General features: G+C 53.3%; 23 protein-coding genes. 13 read left to right on the top strand and 10 right to left on the bottom strand.

Annotated elements, in window-relative coordinates; all coding sequences use genetic code 11:
* The first annotated feature begins 193 nt into the window (after window positions 1–193).
* From NA197_RS17405 to NA197_RS17375, 7 genes are all read left to right on the top strand, one after another.
* Complete coding sequence (locus NA197_RS17405; RefSeq protein ID WP_000491117.1) at window positions 194–1,093, top strand: lysine exporter LysO family protein; 900 nt, start codon at window positions 194–196, stop codon at window positions 1,091–1,093.
* A gap of 143 nt (window positions 1,094–1,236) precedes the next feature.
* Window positions 1,237–2,889 carry a hydroxylamine reductase gene (gene hcp, locus NA197_RS17400; protein WP_000458785.1) on the top strand — a complete coding sequence of 551 codons (1,653 nt, stop codon included), beginning with the start codon at window positions 1,237–1,239 and terminating at the stop codon, window positions 2,887–2,889.
* Between the two features lie 11 nt (window positions 2,890–2,900).
* Entirely contained in the window at window positions 2,901–3,869 is a 969-nt protein-coding gene (hcr, locus tag NA197_RS17395; protein WP_001667939.1) for an NADH oxidoreductase, read from the top strand.
* A 157-nt stretch (window positions 3,870–4,026) separates the two neighbouring features.
* Window positions 4,027–5,745, top strand: coding sequence for a ubiquinone-dependent pyruvate dehydrogenase (gene poxB, locus NA197_RS17390; protein WP_000815309.1), 1,719 nt, complete (start codon window positions 4,027–4,029; stop codon window positions 5,743–5,745).
* Window positions 5,746–5,783: 38 nt separating this feature from the next.
* Window positions 5,784–6,785 carry a low-specificity L-threonine aldolase gene (ltaE, locus tag NA197_RS17385; protein ID WP_000566347.1) on the top strand — a complete coding sequence of 334 codons (1,002 nt, stop codon included), beginning with the start codon at window positions 5,784–5,786 and terminating at the stop codon, window positions 6,783–6,785.
* 10 nt (window positions 6,786–6,795) lie between these two features.
* Entirely contained in the window at window positions 6,796–8,229 is a 1,434-nt protein-coding gene (locus NA197_RS17380) for an SDR family oxidoreductase (protein ID WP_000079017.1), read from the top strand.
* A gap of 95 nt (window positions 8,230–8,324) precedes the next feature.
* Entirely contained in the window at window positions 8,325–9,338 is a 1,014-nt protein-coding gene (locus NA197_RS17375; RefSeq protein WP_000866905.1) for an NAD-dependent epimerase/dehydratase family protein, read from the top strand.
* Here NA197_RS17375 and NA197_RS17370 read toward each other — a convergent pair.
* Together NA197_RS17370 and NA197_RS17365 are read right to left on the bottom strand one after the other, a co-directional pair.
* On the bottom strand, window positions 9,335–10,165 hold the full coding sequence (locus tag NA197_RS17370) for an N-acetylmuramoyl-L-alanine amidase (protein ID WP_001202283.1): 831 nt from the start codon (window positions 10,163–10,165) through the stop codon (window positions 9,335–9,337). The two genes, NA197_RS17375 and NA197_RS17370, sit on opposite strands and share 4 nt — an antisense overlap.
* Window positions 10,162–10,485 carry a heavy metal-binding domain-containing protein gene (locus tag NA197_RS17365; protein WP_001160725.1) on the bottom strand — a complete coding sequence of 108 codons (324 nt, stop codon included), beginning with the start codon at window positions 10,483–10,485 and terminating at the stop codon, window positions 10,162–10,164. Before NA197_RS17365 ends, NA197_RS17370 begins: the two co-directional genes overlap by 4 nt.
* Before the next feature lie 127 nt (window positions 10,486–10,612).
* On the opposite strand from NA197_RS17365, the gene NA197_RS17360 reads away from it, so the two are divergent.
* From NA197_RS17360 to artJ, 6 genes are all read left to right on the top strand, one after another.
* Window positions 10,613–11,128 carry a lipoprotein gene (locus tag NA197_RS17360; RefSeq protein ID WP_001270724.1) on the top strand — a complete coding sequence of 172 codons (516 nt, stop codon included), beginning with the start codon at window positions 10,613–10,615 and terminating at the stop codon, window positions 11,126–11,128.
* A gap of 228 nt (window positions 11,129–11,356) precedes the next feature.
* Entirely contained in the window at window positions 11,357–12,085 is a 729-nt protein-coding gene (gene artP, locus NA197_RS17355) for an arginine ABC transporter ATP-binding protein ArtP (protein WP_000027186.1), read from the top strand.
* A gap of 17 nt (window positions 12,086–12,102) precedes the next feature.
* Window positions 12,103–12,834, top strand: a complete 732-nt coding sequence (gene artI / locus NA197_RS17350) for an arginine ABC transporter substrate-binding protein ArtI (protein WP_000756587.1) — start codon at window positions 12,103–12,105, stop codon at window positions 12,832–12,834.
* 6 nt (window positions 12,835–12,840) lie between these two features.
* Window positions 12,841–13,557, top strand: coding sequence for an arginine ABC transporter permease ArtQ (gene artQ, locus NA197_RS17345; protein ID WP_001001677.1), 717 nt, complete (start codon window positions 12,841–12,843; stop codon window positions 13,555–13,557).
* Window positions 13,557–14,225, top strand: coding sequence for an arginine ABC transporter permease ArtM (gene artM / locus NA197_RS17340; RefSeq protein WP_000895396.1), 669 nt, complete (start codon window positions 13,557–13,559; stop codon window positions 14,223–14,225). Before artQ ends, artM begins: the two co-directional genes overlap by 1 nt.
* Before the next feature lie 236 nt (window positions 14,226–14,461).
* Window positions 14,462–15,193 carry an arginine ABC transporter substrate-binding protein ArtJ gene (gene artJ, locus NA197_RS17335; RefSeq protein WP_000737538.1) on the top strand — a complete coding sequence of 244 codons (732 nt, stop codon included), beginning with the start codon at window positions 14,462–14,464 and terminating at the stop codon, window positions 15,191–15,193.
* Between the two features lie 218 nt (window positions 15,194–15,411).
* Here artJ and NA197_RS17330 read toward each other — a convergent pair whose 3' ends face one another.
* The 8 genes from NA197_RS17330 to potG all read right to left on the bottom strand — a co-directional run bounded on the left by NA197_RS17330 (window position 15,412) and on the right by potG (window position 23,552).
* A complete protein-coding gene (locus tag NA197_RS17330) occupies window positions 15,412–16,899 on the bottom strand; it encodes a sulfatase (RefSeq protein WP_064043258.1) in 1,488 nt (495 codons plus the stop codon).
* Between the two features lie 9 nt (window positions 16,900–16,908).
* Window positions 16,909–17,229, bottom strand: a complete 321-nt coding sequence (locus NA197_RS17325) for a PTS sugar transporter subunit IIB (protein WP_000655399.1) — start codon at window positions 17,227–17,229, stop codon at window positions 16,909–16,911.
* A 29-nt stretch (window positions 17,230–17,258) separates the two neighbouring features.
* Window positions 17,259–18,602 carry a PTS sugar transporter subunit IIC gene (locus NA197_RS17320; RefSeq protein WP_000399323.1) on the bottom strand — a complete coding sequence of 448 codons (1,344 nt, stop codon included), beginning with the start codon at window positions 18,600–18,602 and terminating at the stop codon, window positions 17,259–17,261.
* A gap of 294 nt (window positions 18,603–18,896) precedes the next feature.
* Window positions 18,897–20,024, bottom strand: a complete 1,128-nt coding sequence (rlmC, locus tag NA197_RS17315) for a 23S rRNA (uracil(747)-C(5))-methyltransferase RlmC (protein ID WP_064043257.1) — start codon at window positions 20,022–20,024, stop codon at window positions 18,897–18,899.
* 42 nt (window positions 20,025–20,066) lie between these two features.
* Complete coding sequence (locus tag NA197_RS17310) at window positions 20,067–20,540, bottom strand: YbjO family protein (RefSeq protein ID WP_000505788.1); 474 nt, start codon at window positions 20,538–20,540, stop codon at window positions 20,067–20,069.
* A gap of 73 nt (window positions 20,541–20,613) precedes the next feature.
* Complete coding sequence (gene potI / locus NA197_RS17305; RefSeq protein WP_001061629.1) at window positions 20,614–21,459, bottom strand: putrescine ABC transporter permease PotI; 846 nt, start codon at window positions 21,457–21,459, stop codon at window positions 20,614–20,616.
* Window positions 21,456–22,409 carry a putrescine ABC transporter permease PotH gene (gene potH, locus NA197_RS17300; RefSeq protein ID WP_000105453.1) on the bottom strand — a complete coding sequence of 318 codons (954 nt, stop codon included), beginning with the start codon at window positions 22,407–22,409 and terminating at the stop codon, window positions 21,456–21,458. Before potH ends, potI begins: the two co-directional genes overlap by 4 nt.
* A gap of 9 nt (window positions 22,410–22,418) precedes the next feature.
* Entirely contained in the window at window positions 22,419–23,552 is a 1,134-nt protein-coding gene (gene potG, locus NA197_RS17295; RefSeq protein WP_001000698.1) for a putrescine ABC transporter ATP-binding subunit PotG, read from the bottom strand.

Below are 23,552 nucleotides of genomic sequence, written 5' to 3'. Positions count from 1 at the left end.
CCAGAAAAACGTCACCACTCCATTAAACTCACCGCAGTATAACGGCAAATGCTTCCGCCTGGCGTGATATTCCCCCCTTTGCCTGGGGCAACTGTCTGATAAATGTACGGCTGACGGTGTCGCTTTACTGATAGTCTGGAATTCGGTAGTGTCATGTACGCTATTCAAACAATAAAAAAGGGCCCGGCTGTTCATGTTTTCAGGACTTTTAATCATTCTGGTTCCACTGATTGTGGGCTATCTCATTCCACTGCGACATAAAGCCGCATTACAACTTATTAACCGGCTACTGAGCTGGATCGTGTACCTTATTCTCTTTTTTATGGGAATAAGCCTGGCGTTTTTGGATAACCTCGCCAGTAATCTGGTGGCGATTTTTCATTATTCCGCCGTCAGTATTACGATTATTTTATTGTGTAATATCGCCGCCTTATTGTGGCTGGAACGTATCCTCCCGTGGCGTCACCATCATCAGCAGGAAAAACTGCCTTCGCGTATTGCCATGGCGCTGGAGTCGCTGCAACTGTGCGGCGTAGTGGTATTGGGGTTTGTTATCGGCCTGAGCGGACTCTCTGTTTTACAGCACGCCACCGAAGCCAGTGAATATACGCTGATCTTTTTATTGTTCCTGGTGGGGATTCAGCTACGAAATAGCGGCATGACCTTAAAGCAAATTGTGCTTAACCGCCGGGGAATGATGGTCGCGGTCGTTGTCGTGGCAAGCTCATTACTGGGCGGCGTGATTAATGCGTTTATCCTGGACTTACCGTTAAAAACCGCCCTGGCGATGGCGTCAGGTTTCGGCTGGTACTCTCTTTCCGGTATTTTGCTGACGGAGGCGTTTGGACCGGTTATCGGCAGCGCGGCATTTTTTAACGATCTGGCCCGCGAACTTTTGGCCATTATGCTTATTCCCGGTCTGGTTCGCCGCAGCCGTTCAACGGCGTTGGGCCTGTGCGGAGCGACCTCAATGGACTTTACGTTGCCGGTATTACAGCGCTCCGGCGGCGTGGAGATTGTTCCGGCGGCTATCGTACATGGCTTTATCCTCAGCCTGCTGGTCCCCCTCTTAATGGCGTTCTTCTCGGCCTGATACCTCTTTGGCGGTAGGCATCTGCCGCCAAAATTGCGCTAAATCAATCTCCTTGCACATTATGGCAGAAATCCCTTTTATCCCTTTGTTCACAGGCATAACCTTAAACATGTATATTAAATATAACTTTAAAAGGTGTGACCATGTTTTGTGTGCAATGTGAACAAACCATCCGTACACCAGCCGGAAACGGCTGCTCCTACGCGCAGGGAATGTGCGGTAAAACAGCTGAAACGTCCGATCTGCAGGATCTGCTGATTGCGGCTTTGCAAGGTTTGTCTGCCTGGGCGGTGAAGGCCCGTGAATATGGCATCATTAATCACGACGTTGATAACTTTGCGCCGCGCGCGTTTTTCTCCACGCTGACCAACGTTAACTTCGACTCTCCGCGTATCGTCGGCTACGCCCGTGAAGCGATTGCCTTGCGTGAAGCGTTGAAAGCGCAGTGCCTGAGCGTGGATGCTAATGCGCATTGCGACAATCCAATGGCCGATCTGCAACTGGTCAGCGACGATCTGGGCGAACTGCAACGTCAGGCGGCGGAATTTACCCCGAATAAAGACAAAGCCGCCATTGGCGAGAATATCCTCGGCCTGCGTCTGCTGTGCCTGTACGGTCTGAAAGGCGCGGCGGCGTATATGGAGCACGCGCACGTTCTCGGTCAATACGACAACGACATTTACGCGCAGTACCACAAAATCATGGCCTGGCTGGGCACCTGGCCTGCTGACATGAACGCGCTGCTGGAGTGCGCAATGGAAATCGGCCAGATGAACTTCAAAGTGATGAGCATTCTGGACGCCGGTGAAACCACCAAATACGGTCACCCTACGCCGACTCAGGTCAACGTCAAAGCGACTGAAGGCAAGTGCATTCTGATCTCCGGTCACGATCTGAAAGATCTCTACAACCTGCTGGAACAGACCGAAGGCACCGGCGTTAACGTCTACACTCACGGTGAAATGCTGCCCGCACATGGCTATCCGGAACTGCGTAAATTCAAGCATCTGGTCGGTAACTACGGCAGCGGCTGGCAGAATCAGCAGGTCGAGTTCGCCCGCTTCCCTGGCCCAATCGTGATGACTTCTAACTGCATTATCGACCCGACCGTGGGCAGCTATGACGACCGTATCTGGACCCGTAGCATCGTCGGCTGGCCGGGCGTTAGCCATCTTGAAGGCGATGACTTCGGGCCGGTCATTGCCCAGGCGCAGCAAATGGCGGGCTTCCCGTATAGCGAAATTCCGCATCTCATCACCGTCGGTTTTGGTCGTCAGACCCTGCTCGGCGCTGCCGATACGCTCATCGATCTGGTCAGCCGTGAAAAACTGCGCCACATCTTCCTGGTCGGCGGCTGTGACGGCGCGCGCGGCGAGCGTAACTACTTTACCGATTTCGCCACCAGCGTGCCGGATGACTGCCTGATCCTGACCCTGGCGTGCGGTAAATACCGTTTCAACAAACTGGAGTTCGGCGACATCGAAGGGCTGCCGCGTCTGGTCGATGCCGGTCAGTGTAACGATGCTTACTCCGCGATTATCCTGGCGGTGACGCTGGCGGAAAAACTGGGCTGCGGCGTCAACGATCTGCCGCTATCGCTGGTGCTCTCCTGGTTTGAGCAGAAAGCGATCGTTATTCTGCTGACGCTGCTGTCATTAGGCGTGAAAAATATTGTCACCGGGCCGACCGCGCCGGGCTTCTTCACGCCGGATCTGCTGGCTATCCTCAACGAGAAGTTCGGTCTGCGTTCCGTGACCACCGTTGAAGAAGACATGAAGCAATTACTGAGCGCGTAAGGAGGTCAATGATGACGATGCCAACCTCACAGTGTCCCTGGCGAATGCAGGTGCATCACATCCGTCAGGAGACGCCGGATGTATGGACAATTGCGCTATTATGCCATGATTACTACCCTTACCGCGCCGGGCAGTATGCGCTGGTGAGCGTGCGTAATTCAGCGGAAACGCTGCGCGCCTACACCCTTTCGTCTACGCCGGGCGTCAGTGAATATATCACGCTGACCGTTCGTCGGATTGAAGATGGCACGGGTTCACAGTGGTTAACCCATGACATCAAGCGCGGCGATTACATCTGGCTGTCTGATGCAATGGGCGATTTTACCTGTGACGATAAAACAGAAGATAAGTTTCTGCTGCTCGCCGCCGGTTGTGGCGTAACGCCAATCATGTCGATGCGTCGCTGGCTGGCGAAATACCGCCCGCAGGCCGATGTGCAGGTCATCTTTAACGTCCGTTCGCCGGATGATGTGATTTTTGCCGACGAGTGGCGACAGTATCCGGTCACGCTAGTGGCGGAAAATCATGCCACGGAAGGTTTTGTCGCGGGCCGTCTGACCACGGAATTGTTACAGAGCGTACCGGATTTGGCATCGCGCACCATCATGACCTGCGGCCCGGCGCCCTATATGGATTTCGTCGAACAGGGAGTGAAAGCGCTTGGCGTAACGCGCTTCTTTAAAGAGAAGTTCTTCACGCCGGTGGCGGAAACGGCAACCAGCGGCCTGAAATTCACCAAGCTACAGCCAGCGCAGGAATTTTATGCCCCGATCGGTACGACGCTGCTGGAGGCGCTGGAGAGTAATAAAGTACCGGTTGCCGCTGCCTGTCGGGCAGGTGTTTGCGGCTGCTGTAAAACCAAAGTCGTTTCCGGCGACTATACGGTGAGCAGCACCATGACGCTGAGCGAGGCGGAGATTGCCGAAGGTTACGTACTGGCCTGCTCCTGCCATCCGCAGGGCGATCTTGTTCTCGCATAATCGGTAAACGTTCCATCATAGGCCCGGTAAGCGTCAGCGCTACCGGGCGATTTGCCGCTCGCTTCATCCTTTCGCCCCTCTCTTCGCCAAAGAAAAACGTCATCGTCATCTTCAACTAAACTTGTAACCGTTATCACATTTAAGGAGATGGAGAACCATGAAACAAACCGTTGCCGCTTTTATTGCCAAAACGCTGGAACAGGCTGGCGTAAAACAAATCTGGGGCGTCACTGGCGACTCCCTGAACGGCCTGAGCGATAGTCTTAATCGTATGGGAACCATTGAATGGATGCCAACCCGCCACGAAGAGGTCGCCGCTTTCGCCGCCGGCGCACAAGCGCAGCTTACCGGCGAGCTGGCAGTGTGCGCCGGTTCATGTGGACCGGGCAACCTGCACCTGATCAATGGCCTGTTTGATTGCCACCGTAACCACGTCCCTGTTCTGGCGATCGCCGCCCATATTCCGTCCAGTGAAATCGGCAGCGGTTATTTCCAGGAGACCCACCCGCAGGAGTTGTTCCGTGAATGCAGCCACTATTGCGAGTTGGTTTCCAGCCCGGAGCAGATCCCGCAGGTACTCGCCATCGCCATGCGCAAAGCGGTGCTAAACCGCGGCGTCTCCGTGGTCGTACTTCCGGGTGACGTGGCGCTGAAACCTGCGCCTGAAAACGCCGTCACTCATTGGTACCATGCCCCGCACCCCGTCGTCACGCCGGCGGAGGAAGAGCTGAAAAAACTGGCGCAACTGCTGCGCTACTCCAGCAATATCGCATTGATGTGCGGTAGCGGCTGCGCGGGCGCGCATGAGGAGTTGGTCGCGTTGGCGGCAAAACTAAAAGCGCCAATCGTTCATGCCCTGCGCGGCAAAGAGCACGTTGAGTACGATAACCCTTATGATGTGGGAATGACCGGCCTGATTGGCTTTTCTTCTGGCTTCCACACCATGATGAACGCCGATACGCTGATCCTGCTCGGCACCCAGTTCCCCTACCGCGCCTTTTATCCGAGCGATGCCAAAATCATTCAGATTGACATCAACCCGGGCAGTATTGGCGCGCACAGCAAAGTCGACATGGCGCTGGTGGGCGATATTAAAGCCACGCTTCGCGCCCTGCTGCCGCTGGTGGAAGAAAAAAGCAATCGTAAATTCCTCGATAAAGCTCTGGAGCACTATCGGGACGCCCGTAAAGGGCTTGATGACTTAGCCAAACTCAGCGATAAAGCCATCCATCCACAATATCTGGCGCAACAAATTAGCCATTTCGCCGCTGACGACGCTATTTTTACCTGCGATGTCGGCACGCCGACCGTCTGGGCGGCCCGCTATCTAAAAATGAACGGCAAGCGCCGCCTGCTGGGCTCGTTTAACCACGGGTCAATGGCCAACGCCATGCCACAGGCGCTCGGCGCTCAGGCCACCGCGCCGGGTCGGCAGGTTATCGCAATGTGCGGTGATGGCGGCTTCAGTATGCTGATGGGCGATTTTCTCTCGGTGGTACAGATGAAGCTGCCGATAAAAATCGTCGTCTTTAATAACAGCGTGCTGGGCTTTGTGGCGATGGAAATGAAAGCCGGCGGCTACCTTACCGACGGTACCGAACTGCACGACACCAATTTCGCGCGTATCGCCGAAGCCTGCGGCATTACCGGTATTCGCGTGGAAAAAGCCGCAGACGTGGACGGTGCGCTACAGCGCGCATTTTCCATCGACGGCCCGGTACTGGTTGACGTGGTCGTGGCAAAAGAAGAGCTGGCGATCCCGCCGCAGATCAAACTGGAACAAGCGAAAGGCTTTAGCCTGTACATGCTGCGCGCCATTATTAGCGGCCGCGGCGATGAAGTGATCGAACTGGCGAAAACGAACTGGCTAAGGTAAAACAGTGCACATCACCTTTTAAAATCCAGGGATGTGCCATGATTGATTTACGCAGTGATACCGTTACCCGACCGGGCCGTGCCATGCTCGAGGCGATGATGACCGCCCCGGTCGGGGACGACGTATACGGTGATGACCCTACTGTTAACGCCCTTCAGCGCTACGCCGCCGACCTTTCCGGTAAAGAAGCGGCGCTTTTTTTACCCACCGGCACCCAGGCCAATCTGGTCGCGCTGCTTAGCCATTGTGAACGCGGCGAAGAGTATATCGTCGGTCAGGGCGCGCATAATTATCTTTATGAAGCTGGCGGCGCGGCGGTGCTCGGCAGCATTCAGCCGCAGCCCATCGACGCCGCCGCGGACGGTACGCTGCCGCTGGAGAACGTGGCGGCGAAGATTAAAGCGGATGACATCCACTTCGCGCGTACGCGCTTGCTCAGTCTGGAAAATACGCATAACGGGAAAGTGCTGCCGCGCGCGTATCTGAAAGACGCCTGGACGTTTACCCGCGAACGTGGGCTGGCGCTGCACGTTGACGGCGCCCGAATTTTTAACGCGGTGGTTGCCTACGGCTGTGAGTTAAAAGAGATTACGCAGTATTGCGACTCTTTTACCATCTGCCTGTCAAAAGGTCTCGGAACGCCGGTCGGTTCGCTGCTGGTCGGTAACCGCGACTACATTAAACGCGCGACGCGCTGGCGTAAAATGGTCGGCGGCGGAATGCGTCAGGCCGGGATTCTGGCAGCGGCCGGACTGTATGCGCTGAAGCATAACGTGGCGCGTCTGCAAGAGGATCATGATAACGCCGCCTGGCTGGCGCAGCAGCTTCGGGAAGCGGGCGCGGAGGTCATGCGCCACGAAACGAATATGCTGTTTGTTCGCGTTGGCGAAGCACAGGCCGCCGCGCTTGGCGACTATTTGCGGGAACGGAATATCCTGATTAACGCCGCGCCGATTGTGCGTCTGGTGACGCATCTGGATGTCTCTCGCGAACAGCTTACCGACGTCGTCGCCCACTGGCGCGCCTTTTTAGCCCGCTAAGGAGAGCAACGTGGCGCAACGCATTCTGGTTCTCGGCGCCAGCGGCTATATCGGCCAGCACCTGGTCTTTGCGCTAAGTCAGCAAGGGCATCAGGTGCGGGCGGCGGCGCGGCGCGTGGAACGTCTGGAAAAACAGCGCCTCGCCAACGTCAGTTGTCATAAGGTCGATCTGCACTGGCCGGAAAATTTACCCGCGCTGCTTCGCGACATTGATACCGTTTACTATCTGGTACACGGCATGGGCGAAGGCGGCGATTTTATCGCCCATGAGCGTCAGGCGGCGCTCAACGTGCGCGACGCGCTGCGCCAGACGCCGGTTAAACAACTTATTTTCCTCAGTTCATTGCAGGCGCCAACGCATGAGCAATCCGATCACCTGCGCGCCCGCCAGCTTACGGCTGACACGCTGCGCGACGCAGGCGTGCCGGTGACGGAATTACGCGCCGGGATCATCGTCGGCGCAGGCTCCGCCGCCTTCGAAGTCATGCGTGACATGGTTTACAACCTGCCAATACTCACGCCGCCGCGCTGGGTGCGTTCGCGCACCACGCCCATCGCTCTGGAAAATTTACTCTACTACCTGGTCGGCTTACTGGACCACCCTGCTCGCGAGCATCGTATTCTGGAAGCCGCCGGGCCGCAGGTATTAAGTTATCAGCAGCAGTTTGAACGTTTTATGGCCGTCAGCGGTAAACGGCGTCCGCTGATCCCGGTGCCTTTTCCGACCCGCTGGATTTCGGTCTGGTTTTTAAACGTCATTACCTCCGTGCCGCCAACTACCGCAAAAGCGTTAATCCAGGGATTAAGGCACGATTTGCTGGCCGATGACGCCGCGTTAAAAAAGTTGATCCCCCAAACGCTTATCACCTTTGATGACGCCGTTCGCCGCACGCTGAAAGAAGAAGAAAAACTGGTGAACTCCAGCGACTGGGGCTACGACGCGCTGGCCTTCGCCCGCTGGCGTCCCGAATACGGCTATTTTCCAAAGCAGGCGGGCTTTACCGCGCAGACCCCGGCCAGCCTATCGGCGCTATGGCAGGTCGTAAATCGGCTGGGTGGCAAAGAGGGCTATTTTTTCGGCAATATTTTGTGGCAGACGCGCGCCGCGATGGACCGTCTGGTGGGGCATAAACTGGCGAAAGGCCGCCCGTCGCATACCTTGCTCAAGCCTGGCGATACGGTAGATAGCTGGAAAGTGATCATTGTCGAACCAGAAAAACAGCTCACGCTCTTGTTTGGCATGAAAGCGCCGGGTCTGGGGCGGCTTAGCTTCACGCTGCACGATAAAGGCCGCTACCGCGAAATTGACGTGCGCGCCTGGTGGCATCCACACGGAATGCCGGGCCTGATTTACTGGCTACTGATGATCCCGGCGCACCTGTTTATTTTCCGGGGAATGGCAAGGCGTATTGCCCGACTTGCAGAACAAATCACAGAAAAATGAGAAAAAGTTGCTGTATTCTTTCGTGTTTCCCATTGCATACCGACGTAATTCACGGAAGAATGCGCACGACGGTTTATTAAACACAGTGGATTGATATGAAGGTACTGGTTACCGGCGCCACCAGCGGCTTAGGTCGAAACGCGGTTGAATTTTTGCGCAATAAAGGCATCAGCGTCAGAGCGACGGGTCGCAATGAAGCGATGGGCAAGCTGCTTGAAAAAATGGGCGCGGAATTCGTCCATGCGGATTTAACCGAACTGGTCTCCTCGCAGGCTAAAGTGATGCTCGCCGGGATCGACACGTTGTGGCACTGCTCCAGCTTTACCTCGCCCTGGGGAACCCAACAGGCTTTCGATCTGGCGAATGTTCGCGCCACCCGCCGTCTGGGAGAATGGGCGGTCGCCTGGGGCGTGCGCAATTTTATTCATATCTCCTCTCCCTCGCTCTATTTTGATTACCACCATCACCGTGATATCAAAGAAGATTTCCGCCCGCATCGGTTTGCCAATGAGTTCGCCCGCAGTAAAGCCGCCGGCGAAGAGGTGATTAATCTGTTGGCGCAGGCCAATCCGCAAACACGTTTTACGGTGTTGCGTCCGCAAAGCCTGTTTGGCCCGCACGATAAAGTATTTATCCCACGTCTGGCGCATATGATGCACCATTACGGTAGCGTCTTATTACCGCACGGGGGCAGCGCGCTGGTCGATATGACCTACTATGAAAATGCGATCCACGCCATGTGGCTGGCCAGCCAGCCGGGCTGCGATCATCTGCCTTCTGGCCGCGCTTATAACATCACTAACGGCGAAAACCGTACCTTACGCAGCATCGTACAAAAGTTAATTGATGAACTGACTATCGATTGCCGCATTCGCTCTGTGCCTTACCCGATGCTGGATATGATCGCCCGCAGTATGGAGCGCTTCGGCAAAAAATCCGCCAAAGAGCCCCCGCTAACGCATTACGGCGTGTCAAAACTGAATTTTGATTTTACGCTCGATACGACTCGCGCGCAGGAAGAGCTGGGCTACCAGCCCATCATCACGCTGGACGAAGGCATTGAGCGCACCGCCGCCTGGCTGCGCGATCACGGAAATTTACCGCGTTAATCCTGGCCGTACTTCTCCAGTAATGCTTCGGCAATCGCCTGCGTTTCGGCATCTGCGATACCGTTCCATTGCGCCGGACGGAAGTGCATCTGGAACGCCATAATCACCCGCTGCTGCTCGCGCGCCGTCATATCGGCTTTGACTTCATAGCCATAGCGCGAGAGTAACGCAAGCACCGTTGCGGTATCGACTGGCGTATACGGCGCGCGTCCAGCCAGATAAAACGCCACACGCTGGGCGTCAGGCCAGGCGCCAATCCCCTGCGCCGCCAGCTCGCGCCACGGGAAGCGCGGGCCGGGATCGTCTTTACGCTGCGGCGCGATATCCGCATGGGCCACCACATTCTGCGGTTTGATGTCATAGCGCGCGATAATGTCCTTCGCTAACGGAATCAATGCCTGAATTTGCGCGGATTCAAACGGCGCGAAAGATTTCACCCCGCCGGACATTCGCCAGCCGCGATTTTCCAGCTCAATGCCAATAGACGTATCATTGAGACGCGTGGCGCCTCGCCAGAAACTGACGCCCGCATGCCAGGCCTGATCCTGTTCCGGCACCAGTTGCCAGATGCGCGGTTTACCGCCATATAATGGCGGGGTTGCGGGAATCAGGTAATGCGAACTGACGTTGCGGCCCGTTAACGTCGCCAGCGAAACGTCAAAGTTTTCCGCCGTATAGTGAATCACCAGGACTTTAATGCGCGGATAGGCCGCCTGCGCCCGATGTCGGGTATCAAGCTGATATCCCTCTTCATCGATAATTCCTTTTTCGCTCGCGCAGCCTGTTAACAGCAACGCAAGACCCACCAGCCACAGTAGCGCTCTCATCGGCGCGTTTTCACCGCCGTTCCGCTGACGCTGACCATCAGCATACTGCCATCCTTGCCGACAGTTTCGTAATCAATATCGATGCCTACCACCGCATCGGCGCCCAACGCTTTAGCCTGCTCGCCAAGTTCCTGAAAAGCGATTTCACGCGCTTTACGCAGCTCTTTCTCATACGCGCCGGAACGTCCGCCGACGATATCCCGAATGCCGGCGAAAAAATCGCGGAAAATATTGGCGCCTAAAATGGCTTCGCCCGTTACCACACCGCAATACTCCACGATGCTTTGTCCTTCCAGCGTTGGGGTTGTTGAAAACTGCATAGTGAATCTCCCGGGTTAGCTAAGCACACGATCTCAAACGCATTATCAAGCTGATACGCTATCATTGAAAGGATATAATTGATTATCGTAGATCGGTTTTTGCTCGATCGCCTATAAGGAAATCATCATGCGCTATTCTAAACTCTCTTTGCTCATCCCGTGCGCGCTTCTGCTTAGCGCCTGTACGACCGTCACTCCCGCCTACAAAGATAATGGCCCGCGTATCGGCGCGTGTGTGGAAGGCGGCCCGGACAGCGTGGCTCAACAATTTTACGACTACCGTATTCAACACCACAGCAATGATATCGCCGCGCTTCGCCCCTACTTGAGTGATAACCTGGCGAAATTGTTGACCGACGCCAGCCGCGATACGGAGCACCGCCAGTTGATGAGCGGCGATCTGTTCTCCAGCCGCGCTACGCTGCCGGATAGCGCCAACGTCGCCAGCGCATCAACCATTCCGAACCGAGATGCGCGCAACATTCCTCTGCGGGTGGCGTTAAAACAGGGCGATCAAAGCTGGCAGGATGAAGTGCTTATGATTCACGAAGGCTCATGCTGGGTGATTGACGACGTTCGCTATCTGGGCGGAGATGTCCATGCCCCTGCCGGTACGCTGCGCCAGTCGATAGAAAACCGTTAACAGTCAGTATTCCCCGCTTTTGCACCCATAACCCCGTAAATTGTCTGGCATTCTGCCCGGGATGCCGACAATTCTTCTTACCTACTATTCCTCCTGCTATTTTGTGCTATGTTTAGGGAAGAATGTGGGATATATTTAACTTTTAACGCATAAATATTGCATAACTATTCTGCGAAAGGTACTATCTGCGGCTTCAATAGCTATCAGACTGCCTGTATACGAGTGTCAATGAGTATTCAATTAAACGGCATTAATTGCTTTTACGGCGCGCATCAGGCGCTGTTCGATATCACGCTGGATTGCCCCGAAGGCGAAACGCTGGTGTTGCTTGGCCCAAGCGGGGCGGGTAAAAGTTCGCTGCTGCGTGTACTCAATCTGCTTGAGATGCCGCGCTCCGGCACTTTGACTATCGCCGGGAACCATTTTGACTTTACGAAAACGCCGTCCGATAAGGCGATTCGTGAGCTACGTCAAAATGTCGGAATGGTCTTTCAGCAATATAATCTTTGGCCGCATCTCACCGTTGTGCAGAATCTGATTGAAGCGCCCTGCCGCGTACTGGGTCTGACAAAAGATCAGGCGCTGGCGCGCGCAGAAAAGCTGCTGGAGCGTCTACGTCTGAAGCCCTATAGCGATCGTTATCCGTTGCATCTTTCCGGCGGTCAGCAGCAGCGCGTCGCGATTGCCCGCGCGCTGATGATGGAGCCGCAGGTGCTGCTGTTTGATGAACCGACCGCCGCGCTGGACCCGGAAATTACCGCTCAAATCGTCAGCATTATTCATGAGCTGGCGGAAACGAACATTACTCAGGTGATCGTTACGCATGAAGTCGAAGTGGCGCGTAAGACCGCCAGTCGTGTGATTTATATGGAAAATGGTCACATCGTCGAGCACGGTGATGCGGGTTGCTTTGCCCACCCTCAGACCGAAGCGTTCAAAAACTATCTCTCTCACTAAGATTCGGGACAATGACAATGAAAAAAGTTCTGATTGCCGCGCTAATTGCAGGCTTTAGCCTTTCCGCTACAGCAGCCCAGACCATTCGTTTTGCGACCGAAGCGTCCTATCCGCCGTTCGAATCGATGGATGCTAATAACAAGATTGTCGGCTTTGACGTCGACCTGGCCAACGCGCTATGTAAAGAGATCGACGCCTCCTGTACCTTTACCAATCAGGCGTTCGACAGCCTGATCCCCAGCCTGAAATTCCGCCGCTTCGACGCTGTAATGGCGGGAATGGATATCACGCCGGAACGTGAAAAGCAGGTGCTGTTTACCACGCCATATTACGACAACTCCGCGCTGTTCGTGGGTCAGCAGGGCAAATACACCAGCGTCGATCAACTGAAAGGCAAGAAAGTCGGCGTACAGAACGGTACGACGCACCAGAAATTCATCATGGATAAGCATCCGGAAATCACCACCGTACCGTATGACAGCTATCAGAACGCGAAGCTGGATCTACAAAATGGCCGTATCGACGCTGTTTTCGGCGACACGGCGGTCGTGACCGAATGGCTGAAAGCCAATCCTAAGCTGGTGCCGGTCGGCGATAAAGTCACCGATAAAGATTATTTCGGCACCGGCCTGGGTATCGCGGTACGCCAGGGCAACACTGAGCTGCAGCAGAAATTCAATACTGCGCTGGAAAAAGTGAAGAAAGATGGGACTTACGAGACCATCTATAACAAATGGTTCCAGAAGTAATCTTTGATGAACGAATTTTTTCCTTTAGCAAGCGCCGCCGGGATGACCGTCGGCCTTGCCGTCTGCGCGCTGATCATTGGCCTCGCGTTAGCCATGTTCTTTGCCGTCTGGGAGTCCGTAAAATGGCGCCCGATTGCCTGGATAGGCTCCGCGCTGGTCACTATTTTGCGCGGCCTGCCGGAAATTCTGGTGGTGCTGTTTATCTATTTCGGCTCCTCGCAACTCCTGCTTACGCTGTCTGACGGGTTTACCCTCCATCTCGGCTTTACGCAGATCCCGGTGCAAATGGAGATTGAGAACTTTGACGTCAGTCCGTTCCTGTGCGGCGTGATTGCGTTGTCCCTGCTGTATGCGGCCTATGCGTCGCAGACGCTACGCGGCGCGCTGAAAGCCGTTCCGTCTGGTCAGTGGGAGTCGGGTCAGGCACTGGGATTATCAAAGACGGCGATTTTTTTCCGTCTGGTGATGCCGCAGATGTGGCGTCACGCTCTGCCAGGGCTGGGTAATCAGTGGCTGGTGTTGCTAAAAGATACGGCTCTGGTCAGCCTTATCAGCGTTAACGATCTGATGTTGCAGACCAAAAGTATTGCCACACGCACCCAGGAACCGTTTAACTGGTACATTATTGCGGCGGCTATTTACCTGGTCATTACGCTGATCAGTCAGTACATTCTCAAACGCATAGACCTGCGCGCGACACGTTTTGAGCGGAGGCCAGACTAATGCTTGAGTACTTACCTGAACTGCTAAAAGGGCTACACACCAGCCTGACGCTGACCGTGGCTTCTATTGCCGTCGCTTTGGTGCTGGCGTTAGTTTTTACCATCATCCTGACGCTAAAAACACCGTTCGTGGTGTGGCTGGTGCGCGGCTATATCACGTTGTTTACCGGTACGCCGTTGTTGGTGCAAATTTTCCTGATCTACTACGGACCCGGTCAATTCCCGACGCTGCAAGAGTATCCGCTACTCTGGCATCTACTGTCTGAACCGTGGCTGTGCGCACTGATCGCGTTGTCGCTAAACAGCGCCGCTTATACCACGCAGCTATTTTATGGCGCGATTCGCGCGATTCCGGAAGGTCAGTGGCAGTCCTGTGGCGCGCTGGGGATGAGTAAGAAAGATACGCTGGCGATTTTGTTGCCCTATGCGTTTAAACGCGCCCTCTCCTCCTATTCTAATGAGGTGGTACTGGTCTTCAAAAGTACCTCGCTGGCCTATACCATCACCTTGATGGAAGTCATGGGGTACAGTCAGTTGCTCTATGGTCGTACCTACGATGTGGTGGTATTTGGCGCGGCAGGCGTAATTTACCTGGTCGTCAACGGTCTATTGACGCTGATGATGCGTTTGATTGAGCGTAAAGCTCTGGCGTTTGAGCGGCGCAATTAACCAGGCAGGATAAGGCATTCTCGCCGCCGTTCGACAATGGTCAGATGGCGCTGCGCTTATCAAGCCTACGATGCATAATTTTGAATAAATTCGACGGACAAGTGGTTAACCTGTCCGTCTTTTTTTATCCATTCTAAAATATTTACTCATTTTTATTGCATACAAATTCAATTAATGGCATTGTAAATCTATGCCGCAGACACGGCGCATAATCATAAGATTACGGGAGTGACATCATGAAAAAGTTAGTTCTGGCTGCATTACTCGCCTCTTTCGCCACTGGCAGCATCGCCGCTGAAAAAATCAATTTCGGGGTTTCCGCCACCTATCCCCCGTTTGAATCCCTGGATGCGAGTAATAAAATTGTGGGCTTCGATATCGATCTGGCAACCGCATTATGCAAGCAAATGCAGGCAGAATGTACTTTTACCAATCATGCTTTCGATAGTCTTATCCCGGCGCTGAAATTCAGAAAATATGATGCCGTCATTTCCGGAATGGACATTACCCCGGAGCGCAGTAAGCAGGTCGCCTTTAGCAATCCCTATTATGCGAACTCCGCGCTGGTGATTGCCAAAAAAGACACCTATAAAACCTTTACCGATCTAAAAGGTAAGCGTATCGGTATGGAAAATGGCACCACGCATCAAAAATATCTCCAGGATAAACATCCGGAGGTCAAAACCGTGGCCTACGACAGCTACCAGAATGCGATTATCGACCTGAAAAATGGCCGTATTGACGGCGTCTTTGGCGATACCGCAGTGGTCAATGAGTGGCTGAAAACGAATCCGCAACTGGGTCCGGCAACAGAGAAAGTGACCGATCCGCAATACTTCGGTACCGGACTTGGCATCGCGGTGCGCCCGGACAATAAGGCGTTGCTGGAAAAACTGAATAATGCGCTGGCCGCCATTAAAGCGGACGGCACTTATCAGAAAATCAGCGATCAGTGGTTCCCGCAGTAAAACGTATGTGATTAGCCCACCGTGTTGCGAAATGGCAGTATAAATACCTTATTCAGCCCACGGGCCGCTATCGGAAACTATCCTGGCCTGATAAGCGCAGCGCCATTGGGCATTCTACAGTTTGTCATCAGTCTCAAACGCCTGCATCAACAGGCGATTCGGACTAATACTTGCCGGGTGACGCTAACGCGCACCCGGCTTACAACATTGTTACGTTTTTAGACAACATCCAGACCCAGACGGCGATACTGCTCCGCCGGAGCATCATTTTCTTTCATCAAACGGATAAGTAAGTTGATCATCCTTGCTTCGATGGCCTCATCATGAATAGGATGCAGCTGCTGCGGATCGTCTCTGAGATCAAACAAGAGATGACCAAAGCTATTCACACCTTTATATTTTTCCCTGGCCGGAATACGTAATACCTGAAGCCCTTTAGTAAAGTTAAACGGAGGTGCCAGAGATAATTTTCCCAGTTCATCCACGTCATAACGCGCATTCATCTTGATCGGCATTAACGTGTAGTTCGCAATGTCATGCTCACGCCCCGGCTGCGCGGCCCGCATATAAACATAGCGTCCGTCGGTAACATTAACATGTCCGCTAAACACGCCAAACAGCGCGCCTTCCCTGACGGGTTCATCACTGGCAATGACTTTCGCCAGCGGTTGGCCCTGCATATCTGCGGGAATAGGTTGCTGAAAATAATCCAGTAGCGTTGGTGCCCAGTCAATCATCTGCACCAGCGACTGCCGTCGCGCTCCGCATACCGCGCTGCGCGGGTCCCAGATAAACAGCGGGTTATTCGCCACCTCGTTATAATAGGGCATTTGATTTTTAGCCCACCAACCGTGCTCCCCCAGCAAGAAGCCGTGATCGGTACCGACAATCAGCATCGTATCGCGCCAGAGATCGTGTTCATCCATCAGATCAAGGATACGTCCAAGATTACGGTCGCACATGGAAACCAGGGCCCGATAACGACAGCGAATATGCGCTATCGCCTCCTCGCTTTCACTGACTTTGCCGCGCGGCCAGTCATAATGCGGGCCTTGCCACTCATCGTCATAGAGCGATAAATATTCCTCGGTGGTATAAAACGGCTCATGCGGATCAAACGTCTCAACCTGCAATAACCAGTTATCTTCGGCATGATTTTTATGGATAAAATCGCACCCGGCGGCAAAAACTTTCGTCTGGGGAAAATCGGCTTCCTGCTGGATGTATTCGCGGTTCGCCCAGTCATGACGCCATAGCCCGGAAACGCCGCCTCCGGTTTGTTTTTGTGGAACGCGCAGTACTTCCGGAATGGGCGGCTCGCCAACACTTGCCTTCCAGTGATCGCCCTCCTGACCGCGTACTACGTCCCAGGAGCTATAGCGGTTATGGTAGTTACCGCCGCCGTCTTCCCAGTAATGCAGATGATCGCTGATAAGATGGGTGTAGATCCCCGCTTTTTTCAATAATTCCGGCATGGAATCATCAAAGGGTTCCAGCGGCCCCCACTCACGATGCAGAAAGTTATAGCGCCCGGTGTGCAGTTCCCGACGGGCTGGCATACAGGGCATACTGCCGACATAACTATTGTCAAAGGTGGCGGCATGTGCCGCCAGGCGTTGAAAGTTAGGCGCTTTCGTTAGCAAATCACCATAGGGCGGCAAATAGTTTTTATTCAGACTGTCAAACAGCAGAATAATCGCTTTCATGACTCACCCTCATTTGTTGAGCAGGTGCGGAAAATTTTTCTCTACCACATCGTAAATCTGTTTACCTATTGATTCGCCATCCATGATATTTTCAATGGGAATGAGATATTGTCCGTGTTTAGGATCGAGGCTAACAACATCAAGCAATTTTTTCGAAATCGCATAAATATCTGCCCAGTCGGTAAATCCACCGACCTCTCCCGCTGCCGTATGCTCCATATCAAAAGAGAAGTCATATTTTGCTAACGCTTTTTTAACAACAGTCTGTAACATTACGCTACTGCCTACACCATAACCGCATACGAATAAAATATTTACAGAATCTTTCATAATAAAATCCTTTATATAAACCGAATCAATTAAATGGAATAAGGACCAAGATGGAACGTTGAAGCAATAAATTTCAGTAATTCACAAATTGCAGGCCACAGAGTCGCCCAGTCAAATATTCCCGTCCAGCCCACGCCTTCTTTTGCCAGCCCGGTTAAAGGAATGGCCCATACCGTACCGAAAGTCTGAATAATCCCTAACAGGAAAGTACAAATAATAACGGAACGATATCCCCCCATTCGGTTGGCTAATACGCCGATGGGACCGCCGGAAAAGAAGAGCGGAACAAAACCAGGCAATACCATAATAGGGCTATGGATGAGCAGCAGAATGCCCATGGAAAAAATCGTGCCGAAGGTACAAAAGACGAATCCCAGCGTGGCCGCGTTCGGCGAAAAAGGTAATAAAGCAGCAACATCCACAGCCGGTATGGCGTTAGGAATAAAGCGATCCTGCCATCCTTTAAACGAACCGTTAATTTCACCAACCATCATCCGCACGCCCTGCAGCAAGATGACCATATACATAGAGAATTGCAGGCCCAGATTGATGATATAAATATACCAGGGTTTTCCTTTCGCCATTAACTGTACGTTATCGATCCCTGTCGCCAATAGAAAACCGCCAACGAAGAGCGTCATCACAATGGCGATTGCCGTCACGTTGTGGTTAAAAATAGCTAACCAACCGGGAAGTTTCAGGTTTTCGGCGTCATGCTTTTCCGGATCGCCGAATTTATGCGCGAATTTCGAGAAAAACCACAGTCCCAGCATCTGGTTATGCGCAATGGTAAAACCGGCGTTATTGGTCACTTTGGCGATGGGTTTAACAATAAGCGTAGTTGAAAACGCCCAAAAGACCCCGGTCAATACCCCGGCAATTACAATGGATTGTACCCAACCGAACCCCAGCCAGAAGACGATTAACCACAGTACTGCCTGTGAATGAGAGACCCCGGTATTACCGGTAAGAAATATACCTTTTGCGCCGGTATAACGGCCAAATAAAACTAATAACAGGTTAGTAAAAAACGCCAGTACAAAAACGTATCCTACATAGCCGAAATTATCGCCCAGCGCTATTTGCGTCGCGGCTTTCATGGCGTATGAATCCATTAAGTATCCATGCACGCCATAAGCCTTGCTGACTGCCTCTGCAACCGGTTTAAAAGTGGCTGAAAATTGAAAGCCGCCAAATAACACCATCATCAAACCGACCATCGCGCTGATCATACCGGTGATAATTTTTATAGGCGTCTTTTTATCCAGCGCATAGCCAACACCGACTAATATCCCAATTAATATTGCCGGTTCAGTTAAAAACGTTTGAATAACATCTATAAATTTGGCAAACATCGTCTGAACGCCCTCCATAAGCGTGCCTATTCGTTGTCATGATTGACCCCTTTACTGACGTTACGTATTGCTTCGCTGATGCTATTGAAAGTTACCCGATAAACCACCTTGTCTGATTTTGCCTTACACGCACTGTAATAATCAAAAGTAGTCATTAAAAGATTTAAAGTGATTATTTGTGATTTGATTTGCAAAAATAGGGTAATATATAACCATGATCGATCGGAGTTTTTCATCGATCGATCATGGTTATTATTATTTATGGATAATTAAACAGTTAGTATAGATATATTGTATGCCTGGCTTTTGCCGCTACTGCCTGCACAGCAATGTTAACACTTCATAATGCGCGGTATGGGGGAACATATCGAAAAGCTGAACACGTTGAATACGGTAGTTCGGCAGATGGCGAATATCCTGCGCCATCGTCTGCGCGTTACAGCTCGAATAAATAATAAAACGCGGCGCCATTTGTGCAAGGTAATCGCACAACGGCTTGCCAATGCCGCGGCGGGGAGGATTCACCAACACCAGATCGGGCGTTTCGCCTTGTGCGGTGGCGAATTGAGTGGAATCCAGCGCCTGGAAATGAAGGCGGGTCAATCCCAGCTCGGCAGCGGATTGCTTCGCGCAGGCAATCGCCTCCGGCGCGATCTCAATACCGGTTAATTGCATCTGCGGCGTCGCGCAGTGCAGGCCGAATCCGCCCACTCCGCAAAAAAGATCCCACATATGGCGTACCGGCAGTTGCCCTACCCAATCGCGCGCCGTTGCATATAATCGGCTGGCGACCGTAGGGTTGGTCTGAAAGAAACTTTGCGGGCGAATCCACAGCGGCACATCGTTAAAACGTTCCACCAGCGCCTGCTGATCCGTCAGGTAGATTTCCGTCTTCCCTTCCATAATCGCCATATGTACCGGCTGGATATTTGCGGTGATCACTCTGAGCTGCGGCAGTTGCGCGCGCAGCCACGGTAACGCCGCGCGCAGTTGCGTAAGTTTGGTTTCTGAACGCAACACGAAGCGTAGCATCATACCGCCATCGAACTGGCTTTCCGTCAGCAACAGGTATTTCAGTTCGCCGCGTTTTCGCGCCACGTTATAAGGCGTGAGTCCGGCACGGGCAATAAAAGGTTTTAGCGCGCTGAATACGGGGGCAAAGGAGGCGGGATACAGCGGGCAGCCGCAAAGATCGACCGGCGTACCGTCGCGATGCAGCATCCCGAAGAGCGGTTTTTCTACACTACCGCTCACGACCATTTTCGCTTTGTTGCGGAAATGCTGTTCCGGGCCGCCAATCGGCGCGCACCACTGTTCAACAGGCAGCCCGGCGAGCAAACGATGTAAATCGGCTGTTTTTGCGGAAAGTTGTTCGTTAACCGACTGCGTAATCCATTGACAGGAACGGCAGCGACCCGCGTCATAGAGTGCGCACTGCATACCAAAAAACCTTCATATTATCCGGGGCGACGATTATACACATTATTGCAGCCGGAAGAACCGACGGCTGGGAGCGGGAATAAACAGCAGAAACAGAATTAAAAGATCGGGGAGTTTTTGCATGACCAGGGAATGCAGGATATCACGCTTCGATTCTCCCGCGATGCTAAACAACTCCGGATACCCGTAGCCTAACGACGCCGCCCACAGATACCCACTTACAATAATTTGTGTCGCCAGGTACACCCAACGCGCCCAGCTACGGCCTTTCACCAGCGAAAACGCACAATAAATTTCAACAAAGACCAGCACTAAGCTTGCCAGAAAGACCAGGGTTAAGCTCCACGTCTGCACGCTGCGATGAATAAACTCGCCCATCCCGCGTATGCCGAGGGTATTCATAATCATCAGCACATCGAGACCGCGAATCAAAATAATCGCCATAGCCGCAACCTGCACCAGCGTAGGCACATTTAAACGGGCATGTGATGAGGTTGATTGCTTTATAAATCCCAATGAATGTCTTCCCTGAAAATGATGCCGCGACCCGCGCGGCAACGCATTGCCATAGAGGAAGATTTTAGTGGCTTCAGCCGCGTCTTGCACGCTGGATATCGCGAATCCGCTGTTTTTCCGCTCGCGCCATCAGGTACCAGGCAATAAATCCGACGATTCCTACCACGCCGAGGATTAACGTCGCCAGCGCGTTGATTTCCGGGTTCACGCCCATGCGCACGCTGGAGAAAACCAGCATCGGTAGCGTGGTGGCGCCGGGACCGGAAACGAAGCTGGCAATCACCAGATCGTCAAGGGAAAGCGTAAAGGCCAACAGCCAGCCCGAGATCACCGCTGGCATGATCATCGGTAACGTAATGACAAAAAAGACCTTCAACGGCGCCGCGCCAAGATCCATCGCCGCCTCTTCAATCGAACGATCCAGTTCGCGTAATCGCGAAGCGATCACCACTGCCACGTAGGCGGTACAGAAAGTGACATGCGCCAACCAGATGGTCAGCATCCCGCGATCGGAGGGCCAGCCGATAGCATGACCGAGCGCGACAAACAGCAGCAGCAGCGACAGCCCGGTAATCACATCCGGCATCACCAGCGGCGCGGTGATCATAAACGCAAAGCCGTTTGCGCCGCGAAATCGTCCAAATCGCACCATCACCACCGCAGCAATAGTACCGAGCACCACCGCCATCGTCGCCGCACAGGCGGCAATTGTCAGGCTTAGTCCCACTGCGCTCATCATGGCGGTATCCCGAAAGAGCTCGCCATACCAGCGCGTCGACCATCCCGCCCACACCGTCACCAGCTTCGAACTGTTAAACGAGTAAATCACCAACATTAACATCGGCGCATAGAGAAAAGTAAACCCCAGCACCAGAATCAGAATGCGCCAGGGCGAGCGAACGACCGGTAAGTTATTCATCCGTGCTCCCCCACACTTTTTTGCTGATGTTTATGGAACCACATGATCGGTACTATCAGCAGCAGCAACATAATAATGGCGACCGCAGAAGCCACCGGCCAGTCGCGGTTATTGAAAAACTCCTGCCACAGGACGCGACCAATCATGATACTGTCCGGCCCGCCAAGCAGTTCCGGGATCACGAACTCGCCCACCGCCGGGATAAAAACCAGCATCGAGCCGGCGATGATTCCGCCTTTGGTGAGCGGGACAATGATGCTAAAAAATGTTTTCAGCGGTCGGGCGCCGAGATCCAGCGACGCTTCCACCAGCGAATAATCAATGCGCGTCAATGCGGTATAAATGGGCAGTACCATAAACGGCAGATAAGCATAAACAATGCCGATATAGACGGCCAGGTTAGTGTGCAGGATCGTCAGCGGCTGATCGATAACCCCTAGCCACAGCAACACATTGTTCAGCACACCGTTGTTTTTCAAAATGCCCATCCAGGCATAGACGCGTATTAAAAAAGACGTCCACGAGGGCAGAATCACCAACAGCAGCAGGATATTGCGCGTGGAGGGCTTGCTGTGCGCCACCGCCCACGCCAGCGGGTAGCCCAACAGCAGGCAGCAGATTGTGGAAATACCGGCAATTTGTAACGATTGCAGATAGGCTTCGAAATAGAGCGGATCGTCGGTCAGTTGCAAAAAATTGCCGAGGTTGAGCGTAATCGACAACTGACCGTCAGCCCATTCCAGCAGATCGGTATACGGCGGGATCGCCCGCGCCATTTCCGCCAGGCTTATCTTAAAGACGATAAGAAACGGCAGTAAAAACAGCAGAATGAGCCAAATATAGGGCAAAGCAATAACCAGCTTACGCCCATGTTTCATTTGCATTCGCGCCAACCATAGCGCCGCGCCGCCAGGTTTACTGATGCGTGCCGGAGGTTCAAGTGTGCTCATGTTTCCCCCTTATACCGTCAGGACCACGCAGCTATCCGCTTCCCAGCACAAACGCACTTCATCGCCCCAAGTCGGTAACCCTTTCCGGTAACGGTGCGCATTCTGCAGTTGAGCGCTGATCATCTGCCCGCTTTTTAGCCGCACATGATAAATAGACAGATCGCCGAGATACGCAATATGCGCCACTTCGCCGACGGCGAAATTATAGCCATCGGCAGGCGGCGACTCACACAGCATGATTTTTTCCGGACGTAGCGCCACATATACCGGCACATTATCAACGACAGAGGCATCTGCATCGACTTTTAACGGATGAACCAAACCGGGCGCGTCAATGACCAGACCGTCCTCTTCACGCGCTTTCAGTAAGCCCTCAAAAACATTTACCGATCCGATAAATTCGGCGCTATAGCGGGTCGTCGGATGCTCATAAATCTCCTCCGGTTCGCCAATTTGCACAAATTTTCCACGGTTCATGATGGCAATGCGCCCCGCCATCGTCATCGCTTCTTCCTGATCGTGCGTCACCATGACGCAGGTCACGCCGACGCGCTCAAGGATATCCACCACTTCAAGCTGCATCCGGTCGCGTAATTTTTTATCCAGCGCGCCCATCGGTTCATCCAACAAGAGCAGCTTAGGACGTTTCGCCAGGCTGCGCGCCAGGGCCACGCGCTGGCGCTGACCGCCGGAAAGCTGATGCGGCTTACGTTTCGCAAACTCCTGCATGTGCACCAGACCCAGCATCTCATTGACGCGGCTGGTAATCTCCGCCTTCGGCAGTTTGTCCTGCTTCAGACCAAAAGCGATGTTCTGCTCTACCGTCATATGCGGAAACAACGCATAGGACTGAAACATCATATTAATCGGACGCTGATACGGCGGAACATGCGCCAGATCGACGCCGTCGAGCATAATTTGCCCGCTGCTCGGCGGTTCAAAACCTGCCAGCATCCGTAGCAGAGTCGATTTTCCACAACCTGACGCGCCCAGCAGGGCAAAAATCTCGCCTTTATAGATAGTCAGACTGACATCATCGACAGCATGTTGCCCGTCGAATGACTTCGTCAGGTTGCGAATTTCCAGAAGCGGCGTCAGCGCTTTACGGGTTTTCACCTGCGGGCGGTGGGGGACATCATTCAC

Source organism: Salmonella sp. NW884 (assembly GCF_051700745.1).
Lineage (GTDB): Bacteria > Pseudomonadota > Gammaproteobacteria > Enterobacterales > Enterobacteriaceae > Salmonella > Salmonella enterica.
The sequence above is the reverse complement of the archived record's forward strand: the minus strand, read 5'-3'. Positions and strand labels throughout refer to the sequence as shown.